This window comes from Streptomyces sp. NPDC057697, assembly GCF_042799335.1.
Taxonomy (GTDB): domain Bacteria; phylum Actinomycetota; class Actinomycetes; order Streptomycetales; family Streptomycetaceae; genus Streptomyces.
The window spans coordinates 29,645-44,929 of record NZ_JBHVJA010000026.1; the positions used below are offsets into that span (position 1 = coordinate 29,645).

Annotated in this window: 14 protein-coding genes and 1 riboswitch; of the genes, 3 read left to right on the plus strand and 11 right to left on the minus strand. The window is 69.5% G+C overall.

Annotated elements, in window-relative coordinates; translation table 11 throughout:
- Nucleotides 1–350 precede the first annotated feature (350 nt).
- On the plus strand, nucleotides 351–944 hold the full coding sequence (locus tag ACFVFH_RS35495) for a hypothetical protein (RefSeq protein WP_383777020.1): 594 nt from the start codon (nucleotides 351–353) through the stop codon (nucleotides 942–944).
- A gap of 318 nt (nucleotides 945–1,262) precedes the next feature.
- The gene (locus ACFVFH_RS35500) at nucleotides 1,263–1,469 is read left to right on the plus strand and encodes a DUF5999 family protein (RefSeq protein WP_383777022.1); all 207 of its coding nucleotides are present in this window, start codon (nucleotides 1,263–1,265) and stop codon (nucleotides 1,467–1,469) included.
- Between the two features lie 87 nt (nucleotides 1,470–1,556).
- Here the strand turns inward: ACFVFH_RS35500 and gcvP are convergent, their stop codons facing one another.
- Nucleotides 1,557–4,442, minus strand: coding sequence for an aminomethyl-transferring glycine dehydrogenase (gcvP, locus tag ACFVFH_RS35505; RefSeq protein ID WP_383777024.1), 2,886 nt, complete (start codon nucleotides 4,440–4,442; stop codon nucleotides 1,557–1,559).
- Nucleotides 4,443–4,636: 194 nt separating this feature from the next.
- Nucleotides 4,637–4,733, minus strand: a riboswitch (glycine riboswitch).
- A gap of 113 nt (nucleotides 4,734–4,846) precedes the next feature.
- On the opposite strand from gcvP, the gene ACFVFH_RS35510 reads away from it, so the two are divergent.
- Entirely contained in the window at nucleotides 4,847–5,215 is a 369-nt protein-coding gene (locus ACFVFH_RS35510) for a PRC-barrel domain-containing protein (RefSeq protein WP_383777026.1), read from the plus strand.
- Here ACFVFH_RS35510 and ACFVFH_RS35515 read toward each other — a convergent pair.
- The 10 genes from ACFVFH_RS35515 to ACFVFH_RS35560 form a co-directional block, all read right to left on the minus strand.
- Nucleotides 5,140–6,600 (minus strand): DNA polymerase IV, encoded by a 1,461-nt coding sequence (locus tag ACFVFH_RS35515; protein WP_383777028.1) that lies wholly within the window; start codon nucleotides 6,598–6,600, stop codon nucleotides 5,140–5,142. The two genes, ACFVFH_RS35510 and ACFVFH_RS35515, sit on opposite strands and share 76 nt — an antisense overlap.
- 69 nt (nucleotides 6,601–6,669) lie before the next feature.
- Nucleotides 6,670–7,287 (minus strand): MerR family transcriptional regulator, encoded by a 618-nt coding sequence (locus ACFVFH_RS35520; protein ID WP_383777030.1) that lies wholly within the window; start codon nucleotides 7,285–7,287, stop codon nucleotides 6,670–6,672.
- A gap of 168 nt (nucleotides 7,288–7,455) precedes the next feature.
- The gene (locus ACFVFH_RS35525; protein WP_006123076.1) at nucleotides 7,456–7,929 is read right to left on the minus strand and encodes a bifunctional nuclease family protein; all 474 of its coding nucleotides are present in this window, start codon (nucleotides 7,927–7,929) and stop codon (nucleotides 7,456–7,458) included.
- Between the two features lie 53 nt (nucleotides 7,930–7,982).
- Nucleotides 7,983–8,717 (minus strand): MerR family transcriptional regulator, encoded by a 735-nt coding sequence (locus ACFVFH_RS35530; RefSeq protein ID WP_383777032.1) that lies wholly within the window; start codon nucleotides 8,715–8,717, stop codon nucleotides 7,983–7,985.
- A 39-nt stretch (nucleotides 8,718–8,756) separates the two neighbouring features.
- Nucleotides 8,757–9,545 (minus strand): FHA domain-containing protein, encoded by a 789-nt coding sequence (locus ACFVFH_RS35535; RefSeq protein ID WP_383777034.1) that lies wholly within the window; start codon nucleotides 9,543–9,545, stop codon nucleotides 8,757–8,759.
- A gap of 190 nt (nucleotides 9,546–9,735) precedes the next feature.
- The gene (locus ACFVFH_RS35540) at nucleotides 9,736–10,524 is read right to left on the minus strand and encodes a DUF881 domain-containing protein (RefSeq protein WP_383777037.1); all 789 of its coding nucleotides are present in this window, start codon (nucleotides 10,522–10,524) and stop codon (nucleotides 9,736–9,738) included.
- A gap of 5 nt (nucleotides 10,525–10,529) precedes the next feature.
- The gene (locus tag ACFVFH_RS35545) at nucleotides 10,530–10,862 is read right to left on the minus strand and encodes a small basic family protein (protein WP_003970459.1); all 333 of its coding nucleotides are present in this window, start codon (nucleotides 10,860–10,862) and stop codon (nucleotides 10,530–10,532) included.
- A complete protein-coding gene (locus ACFVFH_RS35550; protein ID WP_383777039.1) occupies nucleotides 10,859–11,782 on the minus strand; it encodes a DUF881 domain-containing protein in 924 nt (307 codons plus the stop codon). Before ACFVFH_RS35550 ends, ACFVFH_RS35545 begins: the two co-directional genes overlap by 4 nt.
- A gap of 98 nt (nucleotides 11,783–11,880) precedes the next feature.
- Nucleotides 11,881–14,376, minus strand: coding sequence for a sugar phosphate nucleotidyltransferase (locus ACFVFH_RS35555; RefSeq protein WP_383777042.1), 2,496 nt, complete (start codon nucleotides 14,374–14,376; stop codon nucleotides 11,881–11,883).
- Between the two features lie 113 nt (nucleotides 14,377–14,489).
- The gene (locus ACFVFH_RS35560; RefSeq protein WP_383777045.1) at nucleotides 14,490–15,098 is read right to left on the minus strand and encodes a CDP-alcohol phosphatidyltransferase family protein; all 609 of its coding nucleotides are present in this window, start codon (nucleotides 15,096–15,098) and stop codon (nucleotides 14,490–14,492) included.
- Nucleotides 15,099–15,285 lie beyond the last annotated feature (187 nt).

Sequence of the window (15,285 nt, forward strand, 5' to 3'; positions counted from 1 at the left end):
GAGGCACATTCCAAGGGCATGGCGCACGGCACGTTTGCCCGCCCGGCGCGGATGAAAACGCCGACGTCTTTCGGCCGTCCGCGCCGCAGGAAAAATCCCAGGCGGCGGCTGCGCCGATGACACGGAATCAGTAGATTCTCCGCATAATAAAGTCTTGATACCGCCTTGTCGGCAATGCCTGCGACGGCTAGTGGAATCACCGTGTGAACACGTGTCGTATAAACTCCGCGGACGAGGCAGAGAGTTGACGCACCGGCCCAGTCACCGGCCTCCTCTGGCCCCGCATGCCGACAGCGCCGTCTGCACCCGCCCACGCACCACCGTGTCTCCGAAGTGAGAGGCGACCCACCATGCCGCTGCATGTACACCCGGCTCCCGCGCCCGCTCTGCGCAGCGTTCTCGCGGCACTCGGTTCACCCACCGCGGTCCGCGAAGCCCGCACACCCGCACTCCGGTCCGCACAGGGACCGCTGAGCCCCGAACTCCCGCTCCCCGTCCACGTACTGGAGCGGATCGGTCCGAACGGGCTCGCTCCCGCCACCCGGCTCGCCGGCTGGCGGTTCGTGATCCGCAGCTCGGAGCAGGCCGTCGCCGCGGCGGACACCATGCTCACTCCGGACGGCTGGGCCTTCTCGCACTTCTTCGAGGGCCCCTACATCGCCTCGACCGAACTGGCCTTGCGCCAGGCCGAAACGGTGACCCCGGACCACCAGCCGCGGCTGCTCTCCATCCCGGAGCTCTACATGTTGGCGCTGTGGCTGCACGGCGACACCGGGGCCGACGCCTCCGGCGGGGCGCTCGCCCCCGCCGATCTGCTCGTCCCGCTGGCTCCCGCCCCGCCGGGCATCGCCGCGCACCGCCCGCACCGGGTCGCCGATCTGCTCCGCGTGATGACGCTGCGCATCGCCCCCGGCCCCGGCCCCCTGCTCGGATCCCCGGCCTGAGAACCGGCCTCCGCACCGGCACGCCGTGCCCCGCCACCGTCCCCGGTCGCGGGGCACAGTGCTGGGGGGGCGCACGGTCCGCCCGTCCGGACTAGCCCGTACCGGCCACCCCGAACCACCCGAAGGGACAGTGCAATTGCGGTGAACCGTCCGCGCGGGTGATGCGTCCTGCGGGTAAGGAGAAGTGCTGCTGCGAAATCCCTGCGGAATGACGCCCGTGGGGCAACACTGGGACCGGACCGATCGATACGGGGGGCGGCCATGAACACCTCGTCCAGCCGCAGGGCATTCACTACGACGCAGCGAAAGAACCCAGCCATGTGCCAGCACCAGCCACCATGTCCGACCGCCGACTCAGCCGACCGGGAAGCCGCCCGCCTGACGGCGCACCATCCGGAGCAGGGCTGGAGTCTGCTGTGCAACGGGGTCCTGCTCTTCGAGGACACCGGTGAGCTGCTTCCGGACGGCCAGATCATCGCCCCGCACCGGCCGCTGGCGGCCGACCGGGTGGCGAAGGCCGCCTGACCGCGGCCGGTACGGACGGGGGCCGGCCCGGAGAGCTCTCCGAACCGGCCCCGCCACAGGTCCGCGTCACACGGTGGCGCGCAGGACTCAGTCGTCGTACTCGTCCAGCGGCGGGCAGGAGCAGACGAGGTTGCGGTCGCCGAAGGCACCGTCGATCCGGCGCACCGGCGGCCAGTACTTGTCGGCGGCCGAGACACCGGCCGGGAAGACCGCCACCTCGCGGTCGTACTCGTGCTTCCACTCCCCGCCCAGCATCGCCGCGGTGTGCGGAGCGTTGTGCAGCGGGTTGTCGTCCGCGCTCCACTCGCCGGAGGCCACCTTCTCGACCTCGCCGCGAATGGCGATCATCGTGTCGCAGAACCGGTCGAGCTCCGCGAGGTTCTCGCTCTCGGTCGGCTCGATCATCAGCGTCCCGGCGACCGGGAACGACATCGTCGGCGAGTGGAAGCCGTAGTCGATCAGACGCTTGGCGATGTCGTCGACACTGACGCCGGTGGCCTTGGAGATCGGCCGCAGATCCACGATGCACTCGTGCGCGACCAGACCGGCCGGGCCGTTGTACAGGATCGGGTAGTGCGGCTCCAGGCGCTTGGCGATGTAGTTGGCCGCGAGCACGGCGACCTGCGTCGCACGCTTCAGGCCCTCACCGCCCATCAGGCGCACGTACGCCCAGGAGATGGGGAGGATGCCGGCCGAGCCCCACGGAGCGGCCGAGATCGGTCCGACGCCGGTCTCCGGGCCCGCCGCGGGCTGGAGCGGGTGGTTGGGCAGGTACGGGGCGAGGTGCGCGCGCACACCGACCGGTCCGACGCCGGGGCCGCCGCCGCCGTGCGGGATGCAGAAGGTCTTGTGCAGGTTCAGGTGCGAGACGTCGCCGCCGAACCGGCCCGGCCGGGCGAGACCCACCAGCGCGTTGAGGTTCGCCCCGTCGACGTACACCTGACCGCCCGCGTCGTGCACCTCGGCGCAGATGTCGGCCACGTGCTCCTCGAACACGCCGTGCGTCGACGGGTACGTGATCATGAGGACGGCGAGTTCGTCGCGGTGCTTCTCGATCTTGGCGCGGAGGTCCGTTATGTCGACCTCGCCGTCGTCGGCGGTCTTGACCACGACGACCTTCATCCCGGCCATCACGGCGCTGGCCGCGTTGGTGCCGTGCGCGGACGACGGGATGAGGCAGACGGTGCGCTGGTCGTCACCATTGGCCCGGTGGTAGGCCCGCACGGCCAGCAGGCCCGCGAACTCACCCTGCGAACCCGCGTTCGGCTGAATGGAGACCGCGTCGTACCCGGTGACCTCGGCGAGGCGCTCCTCCAGCTCACGGATGAGAGTGAGGAATCCCTGCGCCTGCTCGGCGGGAGCGAAGGGGTGCAGCGCGCCGAACTCGGGCCAGGTGATCGACTCCATCTCGGTGGTCGCGTTCAGCTTCATGGTGCAGGAGCCGAGCGGGATCATGCCGCGGTCCAGCGCGTAGTCCCGGTCGGCGAGCTTGCGCAGGTAGCGCAGCATCGCGGTCTCGGAGCGGTGCTGGTGGAAGACCGGGTGGGTGAGGATCTCGTCGGTGCGCAGCAGCCCCTCGGGCAGCGCGTCGCCCGCGGTGGCGTCCAGCTCCTCGATGTCCCCGTCGGCGCCGAAGGCGGCCCAGACAGCGGCGATCTGGGTACGCGTGGTGGTCTCGTCGCAGGCGAGGGAGACCAGGTCGGCGTCGACCAGCCGCAGGTTGACCCCGCGCTCACGGGCGTCCGCGACGACGTCGGCGGCCTTCCCCGGGACACGCACGGTCAGGGTGTCGAAGTACGCGCCGGTCACGACGTCGACGCCGGAGGCGCGCAGCCCCTCGGCCAGGATCGTCGCGTAGCGGTGGGTGCGCCGGGCGATCGTCCGCAGTCCGTCCGGGCCGTGGTAGACGGCGTACATTCCGGCCATGACGGCGAGCAGCACCTGGGCGGTGCAGATGTTGCTGGTGGCCTTCTCGCGGCGGATGTGCTGCTCGCGGGTCTGCAGGGCCAGCCGGTAGGCCTTGTTGCCGTCCGCGTCGACGGAGACACCGACGAGGCGGCCGGGGAGGCTGCGGGCGAACTTCTCGCGCACGGCCATGAAGCCGGCGTGCGGCCCGCCGAAGCCCATCGGCACGCCGAAGCGCTGTGTGGTGCCGACCGCGATGTCCGCGCCCAGGTCGCCGGGCGAGGTGAGCAGGGTCAGGGCCAGCAGATCGGCGGCGACCGTGACGATCGCGCCCAGTCCGTGGGCCTGCTCGACGACGGGACGGATGTCCCGCACCGCCCCGGACGCGGCCGGGTACTGCACCAGGACGCCGAAGACACCGCGCTCGGCGATCTCCGCCGGGATGCCGTCGGAGAGATCGGCGACGACGACCTCGACACCGGTTGGCTCGGCGCGGGTCTCGATGACCGCGACCGTCTGCGGCAGGGCGTCGGCGTCGACCAGGAAGACGCCGTTCTTCACCTTGCCGACGCGCCGGGAGAGCGCCATGGCCTCGGCGGCCGCGGTGCCCTCGTCGAGCAGGGAGGCGCCGGAGGTGGGCAGCCCGGTCAGCTCGGCGACCATCGTCTGGAAGTTGAGCAGCGCCTCCAGGCGGCCCTGCGAGATCTCCGGCTGGTACGGCGTGTAGGCCGTGTACCAGGCGGGGTTCTCCATGACGTTGCGCAGGATCACCGGCGGGGTGAAGGTGCCGTAGTAGCCGAGCCCGATCATCGGGGCCAGCACCTGGTTGCGGTCCGCGAGGGCGCGCAGTTCGGCGAGCACCTCGGCCTCGGTGCGCGCGGCGGGCAGCCCGAGGGCCTCCGTGCTCTTGATGACATCGGGCACCGCGGCCGCGGTCAGCTCGTCCAGCGAGCCGTAACCGACCTGGGCGAGCATCTTCGACTGAGCCTCGGCATCGGGACCGATATGGCGCTGCTCGAACGGAATGCCCTGCTCCAGCTGGGAGAGCGGAGTGCGACGGGGGGTCATGGTGGAGGCCTCCTGGTCTGTCACGACCTGCGAGGGGCACCACGGCGCGGGTGCCCGAACGGCCTCCCCCTCTGTCATCTCAACCTGAGAGCTTCACCGGCGCGCCCCGCGGCGTACCGGCTTTCACCGTCGGTGAGGGAGGGATCCGCACCGGCACTCGGCCGCACGAAACCCGCCCTGCTTTCCAGAGTGACCTCGTCCGTGCGGTACGGGGGCCTGAGAGATTCCGGGGAGGATTTGCTCCTTCGGCGCCTTCGGATCAGCTCCGGAGGACTCTCCCGCACGGGGTCAGCAGCCATCACCAGCCTACCAGCGGGGTTCATGGCTGATTTCTCGAGTGGCCAACCACTCGGATCTGCCTTTCTGTAGTGCTTGTGGAGTAGCCGCGACCAGTGGGAGGGTCCGTGCAGACCGACATCGATCCGCGCAGCCTGATCGGCCGCAAGGCGTTCGACCGCAAGGGCACCAAGATCGGGACCGTGGACGAGGTGTATCTCGACGACGCGACCGGTGTGCCCGAGTGGGCAGCCGTACGCACCGGACTCTTCAGCCGGGACGCGTTCGTCCCGCTGGAACCCAGTGAATTCGTGGAGGACACGCTCCGCGTCCCCTTCGACCGCGCGCTGATCAAGGACGCGCCCGACTTCGGGGTCGGCCGTCACCTCTCGCCGGAACAGGAACTCCAGCTCTACCGGCACTACGGTCTGGACTCCCCGCCCGAGGAGCCCGGCCCGGACAGGGACTTCGGCAGACTGGCCGGCCAGGACGAGTAGTCCGCCGGGTCCCGCACCAGGGGCAGCGGATCGGCCGGCCGGAGCTCCGGGTCGTCGATCCGGAACGTACGGACCCGCCCGGGTGGTGACCCGGGCTCCTCGAACCGCACCGTCACCCGGCCCACCCCGCTCCCCTGCACCCAGCCGTGGCCGTGCACGTCATGCCGTACGTCGTGTCCGGCGGGCCAGCGGCGCGCGGCGAGCGTCTCGGCGGTCTCCGGAGCCGGTACCTCGGGATCGTCCGGCGGCCGGGACTCCTCGGCCCCCGCCGCGGGAGCCTCCTCGGCCGTCTCCGCTGCCGAGGCCCGCTCACCGGCGGCCTGGGCGAAGAGGTCCTCCTGCGTGTAGTCGGCGAGGCCCGTGACGCCCACTCCCAGGAGCCGGACGCCTCCGGTGGTGTCCACGGCCTCCAGGAGCCGTGCGGCGGCCTCACGGACCACCGTGGGGTCGTCCGTGGGCCCACGGAGCGTCTCGGACCTCGTGAGCGTCGAGAAGTCGTATCGGCGGACCTTCAGCACCACCGTGCGCCCGGAGCGCCCCGCGCCCCGCAGCCGCTGCACGCACCGGTCGGCCAGCCGTTCGACCTCCGTCCTGATCCGGACCCGGTCGTGCAGATCGGCGTCGAAGGTGTCCTCGACCGACACCGACTTCGCGTCCCGCTCCGCGACCACCGGCCGGTCGTCGTACCCGGACGCCATGCGGTGGAGGGACTGGCCGTGCGCCTTCCCCAGCAGCCGCACGAGCTCGTCCTCACCCGCCTCGACGAGGTCGTCGACCGTGGTCATCCCGGCCCGGCGCAGATGGTCCGCCGTCGCGGGCCCGACGCCGGGGAGGATCCGTACCGGCATGGGCGCCAGCAGGGCCCTCTCCGTGCCCGGCTCTATGAGCAGCAGGCCGTTGGGCTTCGCCTCCTCCGAAGCGATCTTGGCCAGCATCTTGGAACCGGCGAGCCCGACCGATCCGGTGAGCCCGGTGACCGCCCGGATGGCCGTACGCAGCTGCTCACCGATCTCCCGGGACGAGGCCGCACTGTCGGCCGTCCCGCCGGCCTCCAGGTCCACGAAGGCCTCGTCCAGGCTGAGCGGCTCCACCAGCGGGGAGAGCCTCGCGAGCAGTTCCATCACCTGATCGCTCACCGCCCGGTAGAGCTGGAAGCGGGGCACCAGGTAGGCCGCGTTGGGCGCCAGGCGCCGCGCCTGCGCCATCGGCATCGCCGAGTGCACCCCGAAGCGGCGTGCCTCGTACGAGGCGGTGGCGACGACCCCGCGCGGCCCCAGCCCGCCGACCACGACCGGCTTGCCGCGCAGGCTCGGCTTCGCCGCCTGCTCGGCAGAGGCGTAGAAGGCATCCATGTCCAGATGCAGGATGGTGGGCGCGGCTCTCACATCTGTCGATGCTGCCCTACGGCACTGACAACCGCCGCGCCCCGAGGCGTGTCCGGCGCGCTCGGCGGGTCAGCCGGCGCGGTTGCGGCGCCGCGCGAGCTCATCGGTGGGGTTGTTCCCGATGAGGGTCTCGCCGGTGTCCACCCGCTCGCCGTGCAACTGGGAGAGTGCGGCGTCGACGTCCTGCCAGACCACGCCGACCGCGATCCCGAAGACGCCCTGGCCGCCCTGGAGGAGGCTGACGACCTCGTCGGGCGAAGAGCACTCGTAGACCGTCGCGCCGTCGCTCATCAGCGTCATCCGCTCAAGGTCCTGGAACCCGCGGGCCCGCAGGTGCTGGACGGTGGTGCGGATGTTCTGGAGCGCCACGCCCGTGTCCAGGAAGCGCTTCACGATCTTCAGCAGGACGACGTCCCGGAAGCTGTAGAGCCGCTGTGTGCCGGAGCCGTACGCCGGTCGCACGCTCGGTTCCACCAGCCCCGTGCGCGCCCAGTAGTCGAGCTGCCGGTAGGTGATCCCGGCAGCCGCGCAGGCCGTCGGCCCGCGGTAGCCGATGTCGTTGGCCGATGCCACTGCGCCCCCCGCCACCGCCGCCGGTTGAACCGGTTGCATGATGGTGTGGTCGGCTGTACTCCCCTGCTGCGGATACGGCCCACCCGCTGCCGTACCGTCGCCGCTGCTTCTCACGCCGACCTCCGTCCTTGACCTGCCCTCTCGAAGGTAGGCAGTCACTCGGGGTGCGTCAACGATCGCCACACTCGGCACGCCGAGTGATAATCACCCTGAGGGTGGTTTCCCGTGTCTCACGAACGGGAAAGGCTTGCCGGATGCGCTGACGGCGGCCCCGAAGAACGGTCACTGACTGTTGGTACCGAAATCCTCCGGAGAGATCTGATCGAGGAACTCGCGGAACTTCTCCACCTCGTCCTCCTGCTCGTCCGGAATAGCGATGCCCGCGTCGTCGAGCACCCCGTCACTGCCGTAGATCGGCGTGCCGGTGCGCAGGGCGAGCGCTATGGCGTCGGACGGCCGCGCGCTCACCTCGACTCCGCTGGCGAAGACCAGCTCCGCGTAGAAGACCCCTTCGCGGAGGTCCGTGATGCGGACCTCGGTGAGCTCCTGGCCGACGGCCTCGAGCACATCCTTGAAGAGATCATGGGTCAGCGGCCTGGCCGGAGCCATGCCCTGCTGGGCGAAGGCGATCGCGGTCGCCTCACCAGGACCGATCCAAATGGGGAGGTACCGGTCGCCTCCCACTTCACGCAGGAGCACGATCGGTTGGTTGGAGGGCATTTCCACCCGGACACCCACAACGTCGAGCTCGTTCACACAGCAACCCTAGGACGTGCCCGGCAGGTTTGGGTAGTCGGGCACCGGCGCGATCAGTGGAGACGGATGTGCAGAGCGCTCTGCACCAGGGCCGAATGGAGCCTCACGGACAGCTCCGCCAGCTCTTTCGCGGTGGCCTCCGCATGGGCTCTGGTCTGCGGATTCCGGTGCCGGCGCAAGGGTGCGACCACCTGCTCGATCAGCGCGACCTCACGATCCGCGCCCGCACGCACGGCACGCAGGTGACGCGGTTCCAGACCGAACCTGCCCAGATCCGCCACAAGCTTGGCGACGGTGACCATCTCGGAGTCGTAGCCGCCTTCGGCGGTCGGAGTGACCAGGCCGTACGACTCCCACTCGTCGAGGTCGCTCTCGGTGACCTCGGCGGCCGCCAGCAGCTCGGCACGCCCGATCCGGGACGCGGTGGCGCGAACGGCCACCGCGTCCCAGGCACCGTCGGCCGGACCGCCCCCGGACGGCAGAGCGGACTGCTCGCCCCGGGCGAGGGCGTCCAGGTGCTCACGGATGACCTTGAGCGGGAGGTAGTGGTCCCGCTGCATGCGCAGCACCTGAGCCAGCCGCTCCACGTCCGCGCCCCGGAACTTCCGGTAGCCGGAAGGGGTCCGCTGCGGCTCGACGAGTCCCTCGGCCTCCAGGAACCGGATCTTGGAGATCGTGACCTCGGGGAACTCGTCACGCAGCCGCAGAAGCACCGTGCCGATGCTCATCGGACGGTCGTCGGCGGTGGCGGTGCCGGTCACGGCACCGCCCGTCGGTGTTCTCAGCATGGACCTTCCTGGGGTCCCCCGACGGAGTCGGGGGGCGGGTCAGATACCGCGCTGGCTCGCGTAGAAGACCAGCCGGTACTTGCCGATCTGCACTTCGTCGCCGTTGGAGAGGGCGACGGAGTCGATGCGCTCACGGTTGACGTAGGTGCCGTTCAGGCTGCCGACGTCCCCGACCGTGAAGCTGCCGTCCGCGTTCCTGCGGAACTCCACGTGCCGCCGCGACACCGTCACGTCGTCGAGGAAGATGTCGCTCTGCGGGTGTCGGCCGGCCGTGGTCAGCTCACCGTCCAGCAGGAAGCGGCTGCCGGAGTTCGGACCGCGACGCACCACCAGGAGGGCCGAGCCGAGCGGAAGGGCGTCGACGGCGGCCTGTGCCTCGGGCGAGAGGGACGGAAGGGCCGTCTGCCCGGTGGCCTCCGCCTCGTACGCCTCAAGACCGGAGATGGAGATCGTCGAGGTCGTCTCCGAGGCACGCTCGGGGACCCCGCCCCTCAGCGGCGCACCGCAGTTGGAGCAGAAACGGCCGGCCTCGCTGTTGCGGTGCCCGCACCTCGTACAGACCGGCATGGACGAACCCTCCTGCCTGGGGGCGAACTCTCCCCCCGTACCCGAGGTCGGCGATTCCCCGAAACCTATGCGGGCGGGACCGGCAGGGTCAACAGACGACGCGCCGGATGCTCCCGAATTGTCACTGCCCGTACCCGGCACCTGATCACGGAAGAGCGGGCGATCCGTGCCCTGCTCATCCGCCTGGCCATGGCGCGGTGCGCGATGGCGGGCTGCCTCGTCTCGAGCGCTCTTGCCGAACAACTTCCCAAACAACTTCACGGGCGATTCCCCTTGACCGAAATAGACCCGCCCGTGGGGCAGGACGAACCCTGAATGAACACACCTGCCGACCCGGACATCCTCACAACGTCCGTACGCACTCGACAGTTTCCACCACGCACCACCAATACGATGCGGCGACCCCCCGCAACCTCGCGCCCATATCCTTTGCTCCTCGCGTGCCGCGGCATCACGGGGACGACGACCGAGCGTAGTCAGGCTGCTTCGCCGGTCGCAAGGCGTCCACGACGATGTCGTCGGCCCGTGTGACCTGCACGGTGGCCTGCTCCTTCTCCAGTGTCTGCACCACGCCGCCCGGGATGTTCAGCGCCGGCTCCAGATCCTGGGGCTTGCCGATCACCTCGAAGACGTACGGCGCAGTGATCTTATGGTCATCGACCTTGACGTTGCCGCCGTCGCCGGAGAAGTACGTATTGGCCACCACACGCACCCCGTTGACCTCGATCGCCTCGGCGCCCGCCGCCCGCAGCTCCTGGAGCGCGTCGAGCAGCATGTCCGCCTTGACTCCGCTCCCGGGGTCGTTGACGGTGAGGGTGATGCCGGGCCCGTGCGCCGCCACGGTACCCGCGAGGATTCCGAGCTGCCGCTCCTTCTCCAGCGTCTGCTTGCGCGCCTCCTCGGCCTGGTCGGAGCTGTTCTCCAGCTCCGTGCGCTGAGCGGCCAGCCGCTGCTTCTCGTCCTCCAGGCGCTGGGTGCGGTCGTCCAGCTCGTCGAGGATCCGGACCAGGTCCTCCTGCCGGGCGCCCCGCAGCGCGCTGTTGTCGCTGGTGGACCGCACCTGGATGGCGAGCCCGAGACCGAGAACGAACAGCAGGAGCGCGACGACGAGTTGAGCCCGTGTCACCCTCGGCGGCCACAGTCCGGCGACAAGCCGCTGACGACCGGTGAGTTCCTTGGCGGAGCCGGGGATGGGCTCGTCGGCGCGCTCCGGCTCGCCGGGAAGTTCTTCGTTGCTCATCGGCGTCAGGCCCGGAAGACGTGCCGGCGGATGGCCGCGGCGTTGGAGAAGATCCGGATCCCGAGCACGACCACCACACCGGTGGACAGCTGCGCTCCGACACCCAGCTTGTCGCCCAGGAAGACGATCAGGGCGGCCACCACGACGTTCGAGAGGAACGAGACGACGAACACCTTGTCGACGAAGATCCCGTCGAGCATGGCCCGCAGGCCACCGAAGACGGCGTCGAGGGCGGCCACGACGGCGATCGGGAGATACGGCTCGACCACGGCCGGCACCTCGGGCCGGACCAACAGCCCGACCACGACTCCCACGACGAGGCCCAGTACGGCGATCACGATGTGCCCTTCCCTGTGTCTGCCGCACCACTGCCGGTGTCTGCGGCCTTGTAAGGCTCTGCTGTACGTACGATCAGGCTCGGCGCGACCGGGAGGCTGACCTTCTGCTGCGCGGACATGCTCGTCCGGATGTCGAAGGTGTCCTTGAGCGCCTGGAGGTAGCGACCGTCGGCACTGTCCTGGAACGCGGTGCCGAGTCGTTTCCCGTTCCCCACCGCGAGCACCGTGTAGGGCGGGACGAGCGGTCTGTTGTCGACCAGTATGGCGTCGCCCGCCGCGCGGATCGCCGACAGGGCGGTCAGACGCTGCCCGTTGATCGCGATCGCTTCGGCACCGGACTGCCACAGCCCGTTGACGACCCTCTGGAGGTCCCGGTCACGGACCCGGCCGGTATCGGCGAATCCGCTGGTCTCCCTGGGACCGCCACCGCCCTGGTCGGTGTTCTTGGCGTCGTCGACGACGAGTTTCACGCCGGGCCCCTCCACCGGGGTCGCCCCGGCGAGCAGCGCCACCGGTTCCCCCTGGTCGCCGCCGTGCTTCTCCAGCGCCTTGCGCTGGCGCCTGCCCACGTCGTCCCGGAGCTTGTCGACCTGCGACTCAAGGGTGTCGGCGGCCGTCGTCTCGTCGTCGATGCGATCGATCAGCTCCTGGCGCTCCTTGGCGAGGACCGGCGCGGAGACGCGGGCCTCGGCGGCCCCGAGCGTGACGACCAGGGCGGCGAGCACCAGACAGGCGGCGAGGCCGAGCTTCGACTTGAGCGTACGGGGCAGGCCCGCGCTGCCGTCGGCCTTGCGACGCGCCGACGCCTCGGCGTATCCGTCGTCCAGGCTGTGGTCCATCACATTGGTCAGCAGCGACATGGACGCGTCGGGACGCGCGGGTGGCGAGGCGGTACTCCGATCGGGGGGCTGCTGCGACATGCCGCACATCGTCGCACGTCGCCGCCGCTACCGCCGAATGGCCCCACCGGTGTGCCCGCCGGCGTCGTCGGCCGCCGCCGGGCACACCGGAGTCACCGCTACTGACCGGCGCTGTCCACGACCGCCGCCCATTCGTCCAGCAGTGCCTGTGCGGAGGCGTCGTCCGGTCCCTCGGCCCACAGATGGGTGACGGCCTCGGCCCGGTCCGGCAGCACCATCACCCACCGCCCGTCGGCCTCGACCACGCGTACGCCGTCGGTCGTGTCGACGTCGCGGTCTCCGGCGGCCTCCACGACCCGGCGCATGACGAGGCCCTTGACGGCCCACGGGGTGGCGAGGTCCCGACGCAGGACATGGGCGCGGGGGATGCGGGCGTCGATCTGGCTGAGGGTGAGCTGTGTCCTGGCCACCAGCCCGAGGAGCCGCACGAACGCGGCGGTTCCGTCGAAGACACTGCTGAATTCGGGAACGATGAAGCCTCCGCGCCCGTCTCCACCGAAGATGGTGCCTTCCTCACGTCCCACACGCGTCAGGTCGTCCGGCGACGTCGTCGTCCATTCGACCTGTGTGCCGTGGTACGCCGCGACCTGTTCGGCGACGCGTGTCGTGGTGACCGGCAAGGCCACCCGCCCACTGCGCCGTTCGGCCGCCACGAGGTCGAGCAGCACGAGGAGCGCCCGGTCGTCCTCGACGATGCGGCCCCGCTCGTCGACCAGGGAGAGCCGCTCGCCGACCGGGTCGAACCGTACGCCGAACGAGGCCCGCGCCGAGGAGACGATCTCGCCCAGCCGCACCAGTCCGGAGCGCCGGGTCTCGGCGGTCTCGGTGGGGCGTGATTCGTCGAGGCCGGGGTTGATGGTCAGCGCGTCGACACCGAGCCGCCCCAGCAGGCTGGGCAGTACGAGCCCGGCGCTCCCGTTGGAGGCGTCGACGACCACCTTGAGCCCCGCGTCGGCGATCCCCGCGGTGTCCACGTTCCGCAGCAGCGATCCGGTGTACGAGTCGAAGACGCTGGACGGGAAGTGCAGGTCCCCGATCTCGCCCGGGAAGGCGCGCCGGTACTCCTGCCGTGCGTAGACGCGGTCCAGCTTCCGTTGCCGCGCCTGCGACAGGTCCGCTCCCCGTTCGTCGATGAACATGATGTCGACGGAGTCGGGCACGCCGGGGGACGTCCGGATCATGATCCCGCCGGCGCTGCCGCGTGCGGTCTGCTGGCGCGCGACGGGCAGCGGCACGTTCTCCAGGTCCCGGACATCGATCGCGCTGGCCTGGAGGGCCGAGATCACGGCTCTCTTGAGGGCACGGGCACCACGGGAGTGGTCGCGTGCGGTGGTGACCGTCGAGCCCTTCTTCAGCGTCGTGGCGTAGGCCCCGGCGAGCCGGACCGCCAGCTCCGGGGTGATCTCGACGTTCAGGATCCCGGACACCCCGCGGGCTCCGAAGAGATGAGCCTGGCCGCGCGATTCCCAGATCACCGAGGTGTTGACGAAGGCACCGGCCTCGATCGTCTTGAACGGGTAGACGCGTACGTTGCCCTGGATGATCGACTCCTCGCCGATCAGGCATTCGTCCCCGATGACGGCGCCGTCCTCGATGCGGGTCGCCCGCATGACGTCGGTGTTCTTGCCGATCACGCAGCCGCGCAGATTGCTGTGCTGGCCGATGTAGACGTTGTCGTGGATCACTGCCTTGTGCAGGAACGCGCCGCTCTTGACGACCACGTTCGACCCGATGACCGTGTGCTCGCGGATCTCCGCACCGGCTTCGACCTTCGCGTAGTCCCCGATGTAGAGGGGACCGCGCAGCACCGCGTCCGGGTGTACTTCCGCGCCTTCCGCGACCCATACGCCCGGCGAGATCTCGAAGCCGTCGATGTCGACGTCGACCTTGCGTTCGAGGACGTCGGCCTGCGCCTTCACATAGCTCTCGTGGGTGCCGACGTCCTCCCAGTAGCCCTCGGCGATGTAGCCGTAGATGGGCTTGCCTTCCTTCATGAGCTGCGGGAAGACGTCACCGGACCAGTCCACCGAGACATCGGCTTCGACGTAGTCGAACACCTCGGGTTCCATGACGTAGATACCGGTGTTCACGGTGTCCGAGAAGACCTGCCCCCAGGTGGGCTTCTCCAGGAAGCGTTCGACCTGGCCGCCCTCGTCCACGATCGTGATGCCGAATTCCAGCGGGTTCGGCACACGGGTCAGGCACACCGTGACCAGGCCGCCCTTTTCCTTGTGGAAGGCGATGAGATCGGTGAGGTCGAAGTCGGTGAGGGCATCACCGGAAATGACGAGGAAGGTGTCGTCCTTCAGCGCTTCCTCGGCGTTCTTGACGCTCCCCGCGGTGCCGAGCGGTTTCTCCTCGTTGGCGTAGCTGAGCTCCATCCCGAGCTCTTCGCCGTCCCCGAAGTAATTCTTGACCAGCGAGGCGAGAAACTGGACCGTTACGACGGTCTCATTCAGCCCGTGCCGCTTGAGCAGCCGAAGCACGTGCTCCATGATCGGCCGATTGGCTACGGGCAGAAGCGGCTTGGGCATGCTTGAGGTCATGGGGCGAAGGCGTGTGCCTTCGCCGCCAGCCATCACGACGGCCTTCATGTCGGAAACGTCCTCCTTGAAGAGACGACGGTCTGGCCGACTTCGCCCGTCGGGGCATGATCCGGGTCATCAGCGGCGGGCCGGCCACTCTGCGCGGCACCGCGTCAACGAGCTCAATCGGCTACTGCATCCGCCTTGACCAGCCGGCGGACCTGAACGACGTAGAGGATCCCTGCCCACCAATAGAGCGTTGTACCCCAACCTGCGAACGCCCATCCGAAAACAGCGGCCAGCGATGCAAGCCAACCACTTCCGTCGCTGAGCAGCAACAAGGGGAACGCGTACATCAGGTTGAAGGTGGCCGCCTTGCCCAGGAAGTTCACCTGGGGTGGCGGATAGCCGTGACGCCGCAGGATTCCCACCATCACGAGGAGCATCAGCTCACGGGCAAGAAGTGCCGCGGTGAGCCAGAGCGGCAGGATCTCGCGCCAGGTCAGGCCGACGAGAGTCGAAAGGATGTAGAGGCGGTCCGCAGCGGGATCCAGGAGCCGGCCGAGGCTGCTGATCTGGTTCCATCGGCGGGCGAGCTTACCGTCGAGGTAATCGCTGATGCCGCTGAACATCAACACGAGCAGGGCCCAGCCATCGCTCTGGGGGCCGCCGAACACAGGGCGAAGAATCAGCCACAGGAAGAGCGGGACCCCGACAAGGCGAGCCATGCTGAGGATGTTGGGGATGGTGAGGACTCGGTCCGTCTGAACCCGAGTCTCCTGGACCTCCACCCGGGGGCCTCCTGTGTGAAGAACGTGCCAATGATGCCCCCTGACCCTACCCTCAGCCACTCCTGCCGCCTGCACAGGGGTGACGGCAAGGCCCGGTGAACGCAGAAAAGCCCCGTGCCACAAGGGCACGGGGCTTTTCAACAAAAGGAGTTCGGCGGCGTCCTACTCTCCCACAGGGTCCCCCCTG

Coding starts and splice junctions, on each gene's coding strand:
- ACFVFH_RS35495 (WP_383777020.1), top strand. CDS start 351: ATGCCGCTGCATGTACACCCGGCTCCCGCGCCCGCTCTGCGCAGCGTT.
- ACFVFH_RS35500 (WP_383777022.1), top strand. CDS start 1,263: ATGTGCCAGCACCAGCCACCATGTCCGACCGCCGACTCAGCCGACCGG.
- gcvP (WP_383777024.1), bottom strand. CDS start 4,442: ATGACCCCCCGTCGCACTCCGCTCTCCCAGCTGGAGCAGGGCATTCCG.
- ACFVFH_RS35530 (WP_383777032.1), bottom strand. CDS start 8,717: ATGCTGAGAACACCGACGGGCGGTGCCGTGACCGGCACCGCCACCGCC.
- ACFVFH_RS35540 (WP_383777037.1), bottom strand. CDS start 10,524: ATGAGCAACGAAGAACTTCCCGGCGAGCCGGAGCGCGCCGACGAGCCC.
- ACFVFH_RS35550 (WP_383777039.1), bottom strand. CDS start 11,782: ATGTCGCAGCAGCCCCCCGATCGGAGTACCGCCTCGCCACCCGCGCGT.
- ACFVFH_RS35555 (WP_383777042.1), bottom strand. CDS start 14,376: ATGAAGGCCGTCGTGATGGCTGGCGGCGAAGGCACACGCCTTCGCCCC.